This is a genomic window from Neobacillus camarae (assembly GCF_054950115.1).
Genome location: NZ_JBUCKX010000004.1, coordinates 248,986 through 263,684 on the forward strand (window position 1 = coordinate 248,986; position 14,699 = coordinate 263,684).

Here is a 14,699-nt window from a genome sequence, read left to right on the forward strand (position 1 = left end):
TAATATAGAAGAAACCAAGTAAAACCGAGTAATCGCCATTTTAGGTTTTAAACCATTTTAGGTTAAGTTAGAAAGGGCGCACGGTGAATGCCTTGGCACTAGGAGCCGATGAAGGACGGTACTAACACCGATATGCTTCGGGGAGCTGTAAGTAAGCTTTGATCCGGAGATTTCCGAATGGGGAAACCCGTTGCCCGTAATGGGGCAGCATCTTTACCTGAATCCATAGGGTATTGAAGGCATACCCGGGGAACTGAAACATCTAAGTACCCGGAGGAAGAGAAAGCAAACGCGATTCCCTGAGTAGCGGCGAGCGAAACGGGAACAGCCCAAACCGAAAGGCTTGCCTTTCGGGGTTGTAGGACACTCAACATGGAGTTACAAAGGAACGGGGTAGATGAAGCGGTCTGGAAAGGCCAGCCATAGAAGGTAACAGCCCTGTAGTTGAAACTTCGTTCCCTCCTGAGTGGATCCTGAGTACGGCCGGACACGTGAAATCCGGTCGGAAGCAGGGAGGACCATCTCCCAAGGCTAAATACTCCCTAGTGACCGATAGTGAACCAGTACCGTGAGGGAAAGGTGAAAAGCACCCCGGAAGGGGAGTGAAAGAGATCCTGAAACCGTGTGCCTACAAGTAGTCAGAGCCCGTTTATGGGTGATGGCGTGCCTTTTGTAGAATGAACCGGCGAGTTACGATTGCATGCGAGGTTAAGTTGATGAGACGGAGCCGCAGCGAAAGCGAGTCTTAAGTAGGGCGAAATAGTATGCAGTCGTAGACCCGAAACCAGGTGATCTACCCATGTCCAGGGTGAAGTCCAGGTAACACTGGATGGAGGCCCGAACCGACGCACGTTGAAAAGTGCGCGGATGAGGTGTGGGTAGCGGAGAAATTCCAATCGAACTTGGAGATAGCTGGTTCTCTCCGAAATAGCTTTAGGGCTAGCCTCACGAAGTTAGAGTCTTGGAGGTAGAGCACTGTTTGGACTAGGGGCCCCCATCGGGTTACCGAATTCAGACAAACTCCGAATGCCAAAGACTTATCCGTGGGAGTCAGACTGCGAGTGATAAGATCCGTAGTCAAAAGGGAAACAGCCCAGACCACCAGCTAAGGTCCCAAAGTATACGTTAAGTGGAAAAGGATGTGGAGTTGCTTAGACAACCAGGATGTTGGCTTAGAAGCAGCCACCATTTAAAGAGTGCGTAATAGCTCACTGGTCGAGTGACTCTGCGCCGAAAATGTACCGGGGCTAAACGTATCACCGAAGCTGTGGATTGACATCTTCGATGTCAGTGGTAGGAGAGCGTTCTAAGGGCGTTGAAGCTAGACCGTAAGGACTGGTGGAGCGCTTAGAAGTGAGAATGCCGGTATGAGTAGCGAAAGATGAGTGAGAATCTCATCCACCGTATGCCTAAGGTTTCCTGAGGAAGGCTCGTCCGCTCAGGGTTAGTCGGGACCTAAGCCGAGGCCGAAAGGCGTAGGCGATGGACAACAGGTTGATATTCCTGTACCACCTCTTTATCGTTTGAGTGATGGGGGGACGCAGGAGGATAGGGTAAGCGCACTGCTGGTTATGTGCGTCTAAGCAGTTAGGCTGGTGAATAGGAAAATCCGTTCACCGTAAGGCTCAAGCTGTGACAGCGAGGGAAATAGAGTACCGAAGTTCCTGATTCCACACTGCCAAGAAAAGCCTCTAGCGAGATAAAAGGTGCCCGTACCGCAAACCGACACAGGTAGGCGAGGAGAGAATCCTAAGGTGAGCGAGAGAACTCTCGTTAAGGAACTCGGCAAAATGACCCCGTAACTTCGGGAGAAGGGGTGCTTACTGGGGTGAATAGCCTCGGTAAGCCGCAGTGAATAGGCCCAGGCGACTGTTTAGCAAAAACACAGGTCTCTGCGAAGCCGCAAGGCGAAGTATAGGGGCTGACGCCTGCCCGGTGCTGGAAGGTTAAGAGGAGGGGTTAGCTGCAAAGCGAAGCTCTGAATCGAAGCCCCAGTAAACGGCGGCCGTAACTATAACGGTCCTAAGGTAGCGAAATTCCTTGTCGGGTAAGTTCCGACCCGCACGAAAGGCGTAACGATCTGGGCACTGTCTCAACGAGAGACTCGGTGAAATTATAGTACCTGTGAAGATGCAGGTTACCCGCGACAGGACGGAAAGACCCCATGGAGCTTTACTGTAGCCTGATATTGAATTTTGGTACAGCTTGTACAGGATAGGTAGGAGCCTGAGAAGCCGGAGCGCCAGCTTCGGTGGAGGCGTCGGTGGGATACTACCCTGGCTGTATTGAAATTCTAACCCGCATCCCTTATCGGGATGGGAGACAGTGTCAGGTGGGCAGTTTGACTGGGGCGGTCGCCTCCTAAAGAGTAACGGAGGCGCCCAAAGGTTCCCTCAGAATGGTTGGAAATCATTCGCAGAGTGTAAAGGCACAAGGGAGCTTGACTGCGAGACCTACAAGTCGAGCAGGGACGAAAGTCGGGCTTAGTGATCCGGTGGTTCCGCATGGAAGGGCCATCGCTCAACGGATAAAAGCTACCCTGGGGATAACAGGCTTATCTCCCCCAAGAGTCCACATCGACGGGGAGGTTTGGCACCTCGATGTCGGCTCATCGCATCCTGGGGCTGTAGTCGGTCCCAAGGGTTGGGCTGTTCGCCCATTAAAGCGGTACGCGAGCTGGGTTCAGAACGTCGTGAGACAGTTCGGTCCCTATCCGTCGTGGGCGCAGGAAATTTGAGAGGAGCTGTCCTTAGTACGAGAGGACCGGGATGGACGCACCGCTGGTGTACCAGTTGTCTTGCCAAAGGCATCGCTGGGTAGCTATGTGCGGACGGGATAAGTGCTGAAAGCATCTAAGCATGAAGCCCCCCTCAAGATGAGATTTCCCATAGCGTCAAGCTAGTAAGATCCCTGAAAGATGATCAGGTTGATAGGTCAGGGGTGGAAGCACGGTGACGTGTGGAGCTGACTGATACTAATCGATCGAGGACTTAACCAAGTCATATATGAAAATGCGAACTCGTTTTATAAAAAAGTTTCTTCTGATTATCCAGTTTTGAGGGAGCGATCTCTCAAGCAAGATAGTCTGGCAGCAATGGCGAGAAGGTCACACCCGTTCCCATACCGAACACGGAAGTTAAGCTTCTCAGCGCCGATGGTAGTTGGGACGCAAGTCCCTGTGAGAGTAGGACGTTGCCAGGCTCGCCCCTTTTGGGGATTTATAAAAGAAATGGCCCCTTGGTCAAGCGGTTAAGACACCGCCCTTTCACGGCGGTAACACGGGTTCGAATCCCGTAGGGGTCACCATTATGGAGGATTAGCTCAGCTGGGAGAGCATCTGCCTTACAAGCAGAGGGTCGGCGGTTCGATCCCGTCATCCTCCACCATATGTTTTTGAGCCATTAGCTCAGTCGGTAGAGCATCTGACTTTTAATCAGAGGGTCGAAGGTTCGAGTCCTTCATGGCTCACCACTTGAATTATGCGGGTGTGGCGGAATTGGCAGACGCACCAGACTTAGGATCTGGCGCCGCAAGGCGTGGGGGTTCGACTCCCTTCACCCGCACCATTTATTTGCGGAAGTAGTTCAGTGGTAGAACACCACCTTGCCAAGGTGGGGGTCGCGGGTTCGAATCCCGTCTTCCGCTCCAATAAAAAATGCGCCCGTAGCTCAATTGGATAGAGCGTCTGACTACGGATCAGAAGGTTATGGGTTCGACTCCTTTCGGGCGCGCTATATCGGGAAATAGCTCAGCTTGGTAGAGCACTTGGTTTGGGACCAAGGGGTCGCAGGTTCGAATCCTGTTTTCCCGACCATCTAATAATGGGGCCTTAGCTCAGCTGGGAGAGCGCCTGCTTTGCACGCAGGAGGTCAGCGGTTCGATCCCGCTAGGCTCCACTTAGTTTCTATATTAATATGGCGGTGTAGCTCAGCTGGCTAGAGCGTACGGTTCATACCCGTAAGGTCGGGGGTTCGATCCCCTCCGCCGCTACTAAAAGTTCATAATGGACCCTTAGCTCAGCTGGTTAGAGCAGACGGCTCATAACCGTCCGGTCGTAGGTTCGAGTCCTACAGGGTCCATTTATTTCGGAGGAATACCCAAGTCTGGCTGAAGGGATCGGTCTTGAAAACCGACAGGCGGGTCATACCGCGCGGGGGTTCGAATCCCTCTTCCTCCTCCATAAAAACACAATTATTATTATCGCGGGGTGGAGCAACGAGCGTTGCTTCGATGAATACGCTGCGAGTTGTACCCATCGAACAGCTGCTTGAATAAGCTTTCTGAGATGGGGACAGTCCATGAAACTATGAGCATGGACCATCTAAATATTTTTTATTACCGCGGGGTGGAGCAGTCCGGTAGCTCGTCGGGCTCATAACCCGAAGGTCGCAGGTTCAAATCCTGCCCCCGCAATTGGTCTGGTAGTTCAGTTGGTTAGAATGCCTGCCTGTCACGCAGGAGGTCGCGGGTTCGAGTCCCGTCCAGACCGTTTCTCAATAAGCTTATTGTTTAAATATATCAATAATTGGCTCAGTAGCTCAGTCGGTAGAGCAATGGACTGAAAATCCATGTGTCGGCGGTTCGATTCCGTCCTGAGCCACCTTTCTCGTGGAGGGGTAGCGAAGTGGCTAAACGCGGCGGACTGTAAATCCGCTCCCTCGGGGTTCGGCGGTTCGAATCCGTCCCCCTCCACCATTTATCTCATTCTTAAAAATATGGCGGCTGTGGCGAAGTGGTTAACGCATCGGATTGTGGTTCCGACATTCGTGGGTTCGATTCCCATCAGCCGCCCCATTTTTCATTTCTTCTTTTTATTATTTTTGGGCTATAGCCAAGCGGTAAGGCAACGGACTTTGACTCCGTCATTCGTAGGTTCAAATCCTGCTAGCCCAGTCAATATGCGGAAGTAGTTCAGTGGTAGAACATCACCTTGCCAAGGTGGGGGTCGCGGGTTCGAATCCCGTCTTCCGCTCCAAAAGTGTGGCAGCATAGCCAAGTGGTAAGGCAGAGGTCTGCAAAACCTTCACCACCGGTTCAAATCCGGTTGCTGCCTCCAGTAATAATATGCCGGTGTGGCGGAATTGGCAGACGCGCACGACTCAAAATCGTGTTCCGTAAGGAGTGTCGGTTCGACCCCGACCACCGGTACCATTTTGCGGGTGTAGTTTAGTGGTAAAACCACAGCCTTCCAAGCTGTTGTTGTGGGTTCGATTCCCATCACCCGCTCCATCTTGATTAATTCAAAGCAATATATTATAATGGGCCTATAGCTCAGCTGGTTAGAGCGCACGCCTGATAAGCGTGAGGTCGATGGTTCAAGTCCATTTAGGCCCATCATTTTGATTATTCCGCAGTAGCTCAGTGGTAGAGCTATCGGCTGTTAACCGATCGGTCGTAGGTTCGAGTCCTACCTGCGGAGCCATTTACATATTACAATTACTGGCCGTTGGGCCTTTTTTTTATGCCCAAAGATACCATCTAATGTCTTCTTCAATTTTCCCCGGTGTACAAAGAAAAAACCTCTTCCCAATTCCATCTTTCATAATAATAACTGCCTATGTTGATATTTTTGATCCACTGTCTTTCCTTCAATTGATCGAGTCGGGTTACATATACATAAGCTGTTTCACGATTTGTCCGAATCCAATATAGCTGGTTATGATCATTGTCCGGTGCAAAGTCGCCTTCATCTTTTGCGGGGGAAGTAATCGGCTTCTGCTCCATTGTATGGATGTTTATTTTGATTAAACGGGGCAGAGGTCTATCCTTCAGCTTCGTCCACTCAGACGCCTTGGAGCGGGAAACAAAAAGCGTTTGATTGTTTGCCCATGTCAAATCACGGTCTACAAAACCATTAGGTGTCATGCCCTTTTTATGGAGACTGGCTGCACTCAAGACGGCTGCCTGTTTATTGCTGGTTGCTTCCCTTCCGGTTCCTCTAATATAACCCACAAGGTTTTGGGAAGGGGCCCAGCGAAACCAGTCTGGGTAATTTAACATCTCATCCACTCTGTGAAATACCCGTCTATTATCCGACAAAAGGCAAAGGGTGTTGCCGTCTGCTGAAAGTGAAGCGGTTGGTGTCAGCAGAAAACTAATCCATTTTTGGTCCTGTGACCATTTAAATGGACTGGTACCTACATAGTATTCGTTTTTACCAACAGGTATTCTGTAAAAGTGCTCAATGCTTGGCTTTCTGTACATGTAAATCTTTAATAAAAGAATATCGGAATGGAGTTCGCTGGATTCCTTTTTGGAAACCAGCAGTCCGTTTCCTTTTGGAAGCCAAGAAAAGTTATCCAATTTTCCTGCCATCTGCTGGGCACGCAATGGCTTTGGAAGCTGAGCCGTAACTACATTCAGGGTTTGATTGACCATGAAACCCAGTATATTCTTATTTGGGGACCATTGAAAATTAGACCTGGTATTGGGATGGATTTGAAAATGCTTGCGTTCTTTTAGATGATATACCCACAACTCTCCGTAGCCGTTTTCCACTTCTTTTCCTTTTTGATAGGCAACCCACTTGCCGTCATGAGACCATTTCGGATAACGGATATAACCGCCGTTTGTGACTTGCTGTTCCGCATTTCCTTTTTTAATCCACAGGTCATTGTTTCGAATAAAAGCGGCTTTAGGCCCTTTATCAGACGTTTCTGCATGAATGGGCTCATAAATAGGCAACAATACCCCTATAAACAGGATGATCATTATTTTTCTTATCAAACCGTTCACCTCTATAGTTTTTATGGTTAGTTTGTGGAAAAATAACTTTGCTATGAGAGGCGACGAAAGTCTTATTTTTGGATGGGACGGCCAAAGTGGAAGTAATTTATGTTAAAGTATGGGGAGCTTAATGGTAAGGGGGTTTCTCTGATGGAGAATAGTTTTATGATGGTTGCCATCATTCTGGTTATCAACATCGTCTATGTATCCTTTTTCACGATAAGGATGATTTTAACGTTAAAGGGCCAGCGCTACTTAGCCGCCGGTCTAAGCATGATTGAAGTGGTGATTTATGTTCTTGGACTCGGGCTAGTCTTGAATAACCTGAATGAAATTCAAAATCTTATTGCCTATGCGGTTGGTTACGGGCTCGGAGTGATAATGGGGATGAAAATTGAGGAAAAGCTGGCCCTGGGGTACATCATGGTCAATGTGGTTACGACGGAATGGGATAAAGATTTGCCCAAATTACTTCGCGATAACGGATACGGCGTGACCGACTGGGAGGCACATGGCCGGGAAGGCAGCCGAATGGCAATGCAGATCCTGACACCGAGAAAATTTGAATTAAAGCTCTATGAGACCATCAACAATTTTGATCCTAAGGCGTTCATAATATCCTATGAGCCTAAAACCATTCATGGAGGGTTCTGGGTAAAATCTGTGAGAAAGGGCAAATTGTTTTCGTAAAGATGATAAAAAGGCGTTAGTGGTTACAGCCATCGAGAATAAACGGTTAAGTCTGATGATAAAGGAGGAGAGCAATCACTGATGAGTCTATTATACGTAGCTACCATGTTTATAGCTGGATGTATCGTGTTTGTTCCCTTTTATATGATTAGAAAACCAGTTATTTTGAAAAATAAAGCCGAATATTATCGGGCATTATCTGAATTGGAGCAAAATCCTAAAAATGAGGAATTAAAAGTAAAGGTCATGGAACTAGGACGCAAATTTTATGGTTCTGCAAGAGTCACTAGTAATGCAACCACTTTTGATGAAAGGATTATTAATTGTGAAATCATAGCAGCCTGCCATATAGATGAAATCGATAGGTGAACGAGATCAGAATGAGATGATAAGCTAAAGGAATGGGAAGTGTCACACTATCCCATTCCTTTTTTATAGGCTCTTTTCTAAAGGATTGTTGCTATTTCTGCATTAATAGATTACCTAAAAAACTTATTGTGTATTATAAACGACCGAACGCATGGAAAAACCAGGAGAACGGTCGTTAATAACCCTGATAAACGACCGAACGCATGAAAAAACCAGGAGAACGGTCGTTAATAACCCTGATAAACGACCGAACGTATGGAAAAACCGGGAGAACAGTCGTTAATAACCCTGATAAGCGACCGAACGCATGGGAAAACCAGGAGAACAGTCGTTAATAACCCTGATAAGCGACCGAACGTATGGAAAAACCAGGAGAACAGTCGTTAATAACCCTGATAAGCGACCGAACGCATGGAAAAACCAGGAGAACAGTCGTTAATAACCCTGATAAGCGACCGAACGCATGGAAAAACCGGGAGAACGGTCGTTAATAACCTGCTAAACGACCAGACACATAGGAAAACCGTCTGACAGGTCGTTTAGGATGCCAAATATGGTTTTTAAAAACAGAAGCAATAATATCTACGAAAACCGCTTTAATACAAAAATGGATAGTTTGTTATTTAAAACCATGAACACACCTAAAAAAATTACAAAAAAATCTAAAACTGGCACAGTTTTTTCTAAAATTGAAAACATTTACAATATATATGTAAGCACTTACAGAAACGTAAATAGGTGAAATATCCATAAGAGGGGGAGGTTTTATGTGTGAATGGGCTTAAACGGGTATTTCTGTTTTTAGATAGTCTCTTTGAAAAAGTGGCTATCGGTTCTCTCATCGTCATGATTGTCATCGTAACGCTTCAGGTTTTTACCCGAAAATTATTTAATTATGTTATTTCTTGGTCCGAAGAAGTGACACTGTTATTGCTTTGCTGGTTTTCCTTTATGGGGATTGCCATAGGGGTACGTGAAAAATTGCATTTATCAATTGAATCCTTTACTGAGAAATTGCCTCCTTTCGCACTCAAAGTGATCGATAAAATCGTACTGCTTGCGACCATCGCTTTCGGTTTGTATTTGTTGAAATACGGATGGGATTTCACTGTACTAATGAAGGATTCCACCCTTCCGGCTACGAAGCTATCTAACAGCTGGGCATACGCAGTTATGCCAATAACAGGTTTCATGATGATCGTTTATGCCTTCTTGCAGTTCATCGGTATTGATACAAGACGACATAAGATGGAAGGGAGCGGGCACTAACGATGGATACTTCTACAATCGCAATCATTATTCTGCTGGCTTGCTTTGTTCTCATGTTGGTATTTCGTTTTCCAGTGGCACTTTCTTTAGCAGGCTCCACCGTAATCACCATGATATACTTAAACATCCCACTTGAAGTGGTTGGACAGCGGATGATTCAAGGGGTTAACTCATTCGCACTGCTTACGATTCCATTCTTTATTTTAGCGGGGCAGCTGATGAATGAGGGTGGATTGGCCATCCGGTTAATTAACCTCGCTATGCTGGTGGTAGGCCGGGTTCGCGGCGGTTTGGCCATGGTTAACGTTCTCGCCTGTCTTCTATTCGGAAATATCTCAGGGTCAGCGGCTGCTGACGTATCCTCAATTGGATCCGTTATGATTCCCATGATGAAGAAAAAAGGATACAGTAAGGAGTTTGCCACAGGTTTAACGACAGCTGCTGCAATTCAAGGGGTTGTGGTTCCACCAAGCCATAACTTAATTTTGTTCTCTTTGGCCTCGGGCGGTGTATCGATTGCTTCCTTATTTATGGCAGGTGTCGTACCAGGGATTCTTATCTGTATTACCCTTATGATTGCCAGCCGTTTTATGGCTATTCGCCAAGGTTTTACTCAAACGCAGGTTATTGACCGAAAAGATGTACCCAAGGTTATAAAAGATGGGATTATTTCCATTATGCCAGTTGTTATTATCCTAGGCGGGATATTCTCAGGATGGTTTACAGCATCAGAGTCTGGCGCTATCGCTGTATTATATGCCATCATTGTCACATTCTTCGTTTTTAAAGAAATTCCCTTCAGCCGGATGTGGGGGATACTCATCAAGACATTCCGCACCGTTTCGATGGTCCTGTTTTTAATTGCCGCTTCAAACGCATTAAGTTATGTCCTGGCGTTCTTGCAAATTCCTTCGCTGGTGACAAACGCATTGTTAAATATTTCTGACAATCCGATTATCATTCTATTAATTATCAACATACTGCTACTTATTCTTGGCTGCGGGATGGATATGGCACCGCTAATCTTAATCATGACCCCCATTTTACTTCCGGTTGTCACAGCACTGGGAATGGATCCAGTCCATTTCGGAATCATTTTAATGTTGAACTTAGGAATTGGGCTTTTAACTCCTCCCGTTGGTACTGTCTTATTTATAGGGTGTGCCCTCAGCGACATTCCGATTATGAAAGGTGCAAAGGCCATGGCGCCTTTCGGATTGATTCTCGTTGCTGCTCTGATGGTTTTAACCTATGTACCTGATATCTCATTGTGGCTGCCACACTTGTTAGGTAAATAACAGGGGGTTTAATAGTTTATAAAATAAATCAATTTAGAGTAGGGGAAGGGGATTTTAATGAACAAATCATCTAAAAAATTATCCTTTGTGTTGAGTGTTGTCCTTGGGTCAGGTCTAATTCTTGCCGCATGTGGCGGTGGGGATACAGCCAAAACGTCAGGAGGAGAAAAGAAGGCCACAGAAGGAAAAACCTATACGTTCCGTTTGGCCGACACGCACCCTGACAATTATCCAACCGTATTGGGGGATAAGAAATTTGCGGAGCTGGTTAACGAAAAGTCAGATGGACGCATCAAAATTACTGTTTTTCCAAACAGCCAGCTGGGTGATGAGAAATCTGTCATTGAACAAGTCCAATTGGGGGCAGTGGAATTCACACGTGTTAGTACTGGTCCATTGGCCGAGTTCAGTAAGCCGCTTGGTATATTCAGCCTTCCATACATCTTTGACGATTCAGAACATGAATGGAAGTTCCTAGAAAGCAAGGAAGGGCAAGATTTGCTAAAAGGCTTGGAATCATCCAAAATGATTGGACTTGCTTACTATGATTCTGGCGCCCGCAGCTTCTATTCTACTAAGCCAGTCAAGAGTGTGGATGATCTAAAGGGTCAGAAAATCCGGGTGCAACAAAATGAGATTAATATTGCCTTGATGGATGCTCTTGGCGCCAACGCTACTCCAATGGCGTACGGCGAGGTTTTTAGCTCGCTGCAAACCGGTGTTATTGATGCAGCTGAAAACAATACACCAAGTTATGTTTCCGCTAACCACTATCAAGTGGCCAAGAACTTGATCTTGGATGGCCACCAGCGTGTGCCTGAAGCGCTGATTGCCAGTAAAGCGACTTGGGATAAACTAAGTGATGAGGATAAAAAGATTATCCAGGAAGCTGCTGAAGAATCCGTTAAAACAGAACGCGAAGAATGGGACAAAATGGAGAAGGATTCCGAAGCTAAAATTAAACAGGCTGGGGTCAATATTGTAGAAGTGAAGGATATGAAGGAATGGCAGAAAAAGGTTAAACCTGTCATCGATAAGTATCGTGCCGATTATGGTGATATTCTTGATGCAATTGACAAACTTAGAAAGTAAAATAATAGATAGAAAGAAAGACTATGCCTACCATTTGTGCATAGTCTTTCCTTTTTGATGTCAAAAAAAGGATTTGGTGTGCAGTGCAAAAGTTCGGTAAAAATGCATGGGAACGTTCTATGCGGGTGGTGCTGATGCGGGATCAGCCATTGGGACTCAAGCTGCTTGTTTTTTCTGCGCTTCTGGTTGTGATACCGATCAGTTTTATTGCTGCGTTTTCTTATATCAAATCAACGGAAGTACTTGAAAATGAGGCAGGTTCCTACAGTTGGCAAATTATTAGGCAAGTAAATACACATATCGAATATTATGTGGGGGATTTTGAAATTGAGATATTAAAAATCTTAAACAACCAGAATATTGATCGGTTTCTCCAAGCCAGTAGCCAAGAAGACTTTGAGTCAAGGGGAATGAATGAGAAAGTCAAGCAGGTGTTGCAAAATGCAGCCTACTCCAGATCGGATATAACCAATATTACCCTCTACCATGAAAATGTTGCGACTGTTGACGCATTGGATGTCCGGTTCAATCGGATCTATCCCATTGAGTCGTTTCAGCCGGAGTTCTTTGACAAAATTCTTCCGGACAATGCCGAACCGGTGATTTTTACCCGGACACTGGCGGACACGGAAAACGAGGAGCATGTTATTTCGATTGCACGAAGATTATTTAGCCCCAAAACCTTAAAGCCTATCGGCTATATCGTGATGGACGTCAACTTTAAGCGGTTTAAGGAAATCGCCAGTCAGGTTAATATAGGTCATTCAGGATTTATGTATATAGTGGATTCACAAGGAAACTACGTTTATCATCCCGATTTTTCTAAGTTAGGTAAAAAAGCGGAACTTGAAAATTTGACCGAAATTCTTGGCGGTGAAAGCGGCTCATTTGTCACAAAGGGTAAGGAAAAAGATTTACTCACCTACACCCATTCGGGATTTCTTGGTTGGACGGTCATTACCTCCATTCCTTATAATGAACTAATTCGCAGCTCGGTTTATATTAAAAACACGATTATGATTACCGTAGTTTTAACCCTGGTCCTTGCTGCCCTGCTTGGGTTAGGTTTAGCCAGCAGTATTATTAAACCGATAAGAAGCTTGCAAAAGATGGTTAAACGGGTGGAGAAAGGCGACTTTAGCGGACAAGTGGAAGTCTTGTCCAAAGACGAGATTGGTATGTTATCGAACGGATTTAATAAAATGCTCATCCACTTAAATGAACTGGTCCATGAAGTTTATTTTTCAAAAATAAGAGAAACGGAAATACTGCTCCAGCAAAAGGAAACAGAACTAAAAGCACTGCAGGCCCAAATCAATCCGCACTTTTTGTTCAATTCCCTTGAGACCATACGCGGCATGGCATTGGAGTACGGGGTGGATGATATATCGGATATTTCTGCTTCGCTGGCCAAGTTATTGCGTTATAATATAAACAATAAATCGCAAACGGTTACATTGGCGGAAGAAATTAAAATCATGGAGGTCTACTTGCGGATTCAAAAGTTCCGTTTTGGTGAAAGATTGGAGTACCAATTTTCGATACCTGATTGGGCGAAGGGTCAGCAGATTGCCAAATTCTCGATTCAACCGATTGTGGAAAATTCATTTAAACATGGGATTGAGCCAACGGCTGGCATTTCTCGAATCAGCGTAACAGCTGAAAAGGAATCAGATGATGCATATGTGATTCAAATTCAGGACAATGGGATGGGGATTTCACAAGAAAAACTGGCAGAAATCCTTCAAACCTTGCAGCAGAAGGATGTTATGGCAGGGGGGCCGGGAATCGGCATGGTGAATGTTCACCGGAGGATTATCCACCTGTTTGGCGAGGAATACGGCATCAGCATCCAAAGCAGTGATGGAAACGGTGCAATAATAAGGATTCGACTGCCATTAGAGATTAATGAAAGTAAGTAATCACATGCTTTGGCTTTTTAAGGGGGAATAGCATGTATAACATACTTCTGGTGGATGATGAGAAATGGGTACGTACTGCCCTTCGGCACATGATCGCAAGGACAGGGCTGCCTTTCAAAGTGGTTCAAGAATGCACCAACGGATTGGAAGCATTAGACTTTTTAAAGGAACATTCTGTAGACTTGGTGATGACGGATGTACGGATGGCCGTGATGGATGGGTTAGCTTTTGTTACAGAATTGGCCGATGGAGAGCATCCGACTGACTGCATCATGATCAGCGGTTATGATGATTTCAAATATGTCCAGCATGCCATTCGTTCTGGGGTATTTGACTACTTGCTTAAGCCTGTAGAGCTGGAAGATATGAAAGCTTGTCTGGAAAAATGGCTGGAGTTTCGTTTGAAACTGGAAAGCAATGAAGATTCAGTGGCAAACAACCTGGACTCAACAGGATTGTCCACGATTGAAAAAGTCATTCAGTATGTCAAAAGCAAGGTACCGGGGGAAATTACCTTATCAGAAGCTGCGGAACATGTACAATTGAATCCCAGTTACCTAAGCAAACTGTTTAAGGATAAAATGGACCAAAACTTTGTGGACTTTGTTCTCGATATCCGTATGAATGAAGCAAAGCGATTACTGGAGCGGACTTCCTTAAGGGTGACAGAGATCGCTGAGCGGCTAGGCTACTCAGATATTACGTATTTTAGTAATATATTTAAGCGTAAAACAGGCGTGCCGCCATCGGAATATCGCAAGCGCCAACAACGATAAGGCGGGCATGGCAAAAATACATCTCCTGTTGTCAAAAGAAAAAACGCATTGCGTAACAAAATAAGAAAAGCTGTAAAATAGTAATAGCGATGCAATGAAACTAATGACAAGCGAGGATAATTTAATGGGTAAAAATAAAATGATGTTTGAAGTCCAAGAAAATGAAAGCATTGAGCAATGCCTGAATAGAATGAAACAACAAGGATACCTTCCCGTCCGCCGTATGGAAAAGCCGATTTTTCAAGAGGTAAAAAAGGGCAGTGAAACAATTTATGAGCCGATTGGCCGGCAAATACTCTTTGAAGGGAAATTATCTGAGTAAAACACGAACAATAATTCAATCATTAAAAATAACGTTCGACATATTGGTTGACATACATTCGACAGGACTGGTAAGATAGGTACGTGGATGTGAATTAATCTTACCCTCGTATATCAATGGGAATATGGCCCATAAGTTTCTACCCAATAACCGTAAATTATTGGACTATGAGGGAAAGTCTATATGTTCGGCACTCAGTAAGGTTCAGCCCTTACGCTTTGTCAGCCTATTTTTT

The 14,699-nt window shown here is 45.4% G+C and carries 9 protein-coding genes, 23 tRNA genes, 2 rRNA genes and 1 riboswitch; of the genes, 33 read left to right on the top strand and 1 reads right to left on the bottom strand.

Annotated elements, in window-relative coordinates:
* Positions 1 to 60: 60 nt before the first annotated feature.
* The 25 genes from ACY8D0_RS22590 (at position 61) to ACY8D0_RS22710 (ending at position 5,422) form a co-directional block, all read left to right on the top strand.
* Positions 61 to 2,998: ribosomal RNA gene (locus tag ACY8D0_RS22590) — 23S ribosomal RNA — on the top strand.
* Positions 2,999 to 3,084: 86 nt separating this feature from the next.
* Positions 3,085 to 3,201: ribosomal RNA gene (gene rrf, locus ACY8D0_RS22595) — 5S ribosomal RNA — on the top strand.
* A 30-nt stretch (positions 3,202 to 3,231) separates the two neighbouring features.
* A tRNA-Glu gene (locus tag ACY8D0_RS22600) sits at positions 3,232 to 3,306 on the top strand.
* Between the two features lie 4 nt (positions 3,307 to 3,310).
* Positions 3,311 to 3,386 (top strand) — tRNA-Val (locus ACY8D0_RS22605).
* A 9-nt stretch (positions 3,387 to 3,395) separates the two neighbouring features.
* Positions 3,396 to 3,471, top strand: a tRNA-Lys gene (locus tag ACY8D0_RS22610).
* Positions 3,472 to 3,481: 10 nt separating this feature from the next.
* Positions 3,482 to 3,566: transfer RNA gene (locus ACY8D0_RS22615), tRNA-Leu, on the top strand.
* Positions 3,567 to 3,573: 7 nt separating this feature from the next.
* Positions 3,574 to 3,648 (top strand) — tRNA-Gly (locus tag ACY8D0_RS22620).
* A gap of 9 nt (positions 3,649 to 3,657) precedes the next feature.
* A tRNA-Arg gene (locus tag ACY8D0_RS22625) sits at positions 3,658 to 3,731 on the top strand.
* A gap of 6 nt (positions 3,732 to 3,737) precedes the next feature.
* Positions 3,738 to 3,814 (top strand) — tRNA-Pro (locus ACY8D0_RS22630).
* Positions 3,815 to 3,823: 9 nt separating this feature from the next.
* Positions 3,824 to 3,896, top strand: a tRNA-Ala gene (locus tag ACY8D0_RS22635).
* A gap of 20 nt (positions 3,897 to 3,916) precedes the next feature.
* Positions 3,917 to 3,990, top strand: a tRNA-Met gene (locus ACY8D0_RS22640).
* A gap of 15 nt (positions 3,991 to 4,005) precedes the next feature.
* A tRNA-Ile gene (locus ACY8D0_RS22645) sits at positions 4,006 to 4,079 on the top strand.
* Between the two features lie 8 nt (positions 4,080 to 4,087).
* Positions 4,088 to 4,180: transfer RNA gene (locus ACY8D0_RS22650), tRNA-Ser, on the top strand.
* Positions 4,181 to 4,339: 159 nt separating this feature from the next.
* A tRNA-Met gene (locus tag ACY8D0_RS22655) sits at positions 4,340 to 4,413 on the top strand.
* 2 nt (positions 4,414 to 4,415) lie between these two features.
* Positions 4,416 to 4,489: transfer RNA gene (locus tag ACY8D0_RS22660), tRNA-Asp, on the top strand.
* Positions 4,490 to 4,527: 38 nt separating this feature from the next.
* Positions 4,528 to 4,600 (top strand) — tRNA-Phe (locus tag ACY8D0_RS22665).
* 10 nt (positions 4,601 to 4,610) lie between these two features.
* Positions 4,611 to 4,695: transfer RNA gene (locus tag ACY8D0_RS22670), tRNA-Tyr, on the top strand.
* A 23-nt stretch (positions 4,696 to 4,718) separates the two neighbouring features.
* Positions 4,719 to 4,794 (top strand) — tRNA-His (locus tag ACY8D0_RS22675).
* Positions 4,795 to 4,821: 27 nt separating this feature from the next.
* Positions 4,822 to 4,893: transfer RNA gene (locus tag ACY8D0_RS22680), tRNA-Gln, on the top strand.
* A 7-nt stretch (positions 4,894 to 4,900) separates the two neighbouring features.
* Positions 4,901 to 4,975 (top strand) — tRNA-Gly (locus tag ACY8D0_RS22685).
* Positions 4,976 to 4,982: 7 nt separating this feature from the next.
* Positions 4,983 to 5,056 (top strand) — tRNA-Cys (locus tag ACY8D0_RS22690).
* A 10-nt stretch (positions 5,057 to 5,066) separates the two neighbouring features.
* A tRNA-Leu gene (locus tag ACY8D0_RS22695) sits at positions 5,067 to 5,151 on the top strand.
* Between the two features lie 4 nt (positions 5,152 to 5,155).
* Positions 5,156 to 5,229: transfer RNA gene (locus tag ACY8D0_RS22700), tRNA-Gly, on the top strand.
* A 31-nt stretch (positions 5,230 to 5,260) separates the two neighbouring features.
* Positions 5,261 to 5,334 (top strand) — tRNA-Ile (locus ACY8D0_RS22705).
* A gap of 13 nt (positions 5,335 to 5,347) precedes the next feature.
* Positions 5,348 to 5,422, top strand: a tRNA-Asn gene (locus ACY8D0_RS22710).
* Positions 5,423 to 5,490: 68 nt separating this feature from the next.
* Here ACY8D0_RS22710 and ACY8D0_RS22715 read toward each other — a convergent pair.
* Positions 5,491 to 6,726 carry a translocation protein TolB gene (locus ACY8D0_RS22715; protein ID WP_462412727.1) on the bottom strand — a complete coding sequence of 412 codons (1,236 nt, stop codon included), beginning with the start codon at positions 6,724 to 6,726 and terminating at the stop codon, positions 5,491 to 5,493.
* A 147-nt stretch (positions 6,727 to 6,873) separates the two neighbouring features.
* On the opposite strand from ACY8D0_RS22715, the gene ACY8D0_RS22720 reads away from it, so the two are divergent.
* The 8 genes from ACY8D0_RS22720 to ACY8D0_RS22755 all read left to right on the top strand — a co-directional run bounded on the left by ACY8D0_RS22720 (position 6,874) and on the right by ACY8D0_RS22755 (position 14,464).
* Positions 6,874 to 7,416: a DUF2179 domain-containing protein gene (locus ACY8D0_RS22720; RefSeq protein ID WP_462413155.1), complete on the top strand. Its 543-nt coding sequence runs from the start codon at positions 6,874 to 6,876 to the stop codon at positions 7,414 to 7,416.
* A gap of 81 nt (positions 7,417 to 7,497) precedes the next feature.
* Positions 7,498 to 7,785 carry a hypothetical protein gene (locus ACY8D0_RS22725; RefSeq protein ID WP_462412728.1) on the top strand — a complete coding sequence of 96 codons (288 nt, stop codon included), beginning with the start codon at positions 7,498 to 7,500 and terminating at the stop codon, positions 7,783 to 7,785.
* Between the two features lie 771 nt (positions 7,786 to 8,556).
* On the top strand, positions 8,557 to 9,054 hold the full coding sequence (locus ACY8D0_RS22730; protein ID WP_462412729.1) for a TRAP transporter small permease: 498 nt from the start codon (positions 8,557 to 8,559) through the stop codon (positions 9,052 to 9,054).
* Between the two features lie 2 nt (positions 9,055 to 9,056).
* Positions 9,057 to 10,352, top strand: coding sequence for a TRAP transporter large permease (locus tag ACY8D0_RS22735; RefSeq protein WP_462412730.1), 1,296 nt, complete (start codon positions 9,057 to 9,059; stop codon positions 10,350 to 10,352).
* A gap of 57 nt (positions 10,353 to 10,409) precedes the next feature.
* Positions 10,410 to 11,444 carry a TRAP transporter substrate-binding protein gene (locus tag ACY8D0_RS22740; RefSeq protein WP_462412731.1) on the top strand — a complete coding sequence of 345 codons (1,035 nt, stop codon included), beginning with the start codon at positions 10,410 to 10,412 and terminating at the stop codon, positions 11,442 to 11,444.
* Between the two features lie 83 nt (positions 11,445 to 11,527).
* Complete coding sequence (locus ACY8D0_RS22745) at positions 11,528 to 13,366, top strand: sensor histidine kinase (protein ID WP_462412732.1); 1,839 nt, start codon at positions 11,528 to 11,530, stop codon at positions 13,364 to 13,366.
* Positions 13,367 to 13,398: 32 nt separating this feature from the next.
* The gene (locus ACY8D0_RS22750; RefSeq protein WP_462412733.1) at positions 13,399 to 14,142 is read left to right on the top strand and encodes a response regulator transcription factor; all 744 of its coding nucleotides are present in this window, start codon (positions 13,399 to 13,401) and stop codon (positions 14,140 to 14,142) included.
* Positions 14,143 to 14,266: 124 nt separating this feature from the next.
* On the top strand, positions 14,267 to 14,464 hold the full coding sequence (locus ACY8D0_RS22755) for an NETI motif-containing protein (RefSeq protein WP_462412734.1): 198 nt from the start codon (positions 14,267 to 14,269) through the stop codon (positions 14,462 to 14,464).
* An 86-nt stretch (positions 14,465 to 14,550) separates the two neighbouring features.
* Positions 14,551 to 14,652, top strand: a riboswitch (purine riboswitch).
* The last annotated feature ends 47 nt before the right edge of the window (positions 14,653 to 14,699 follow it).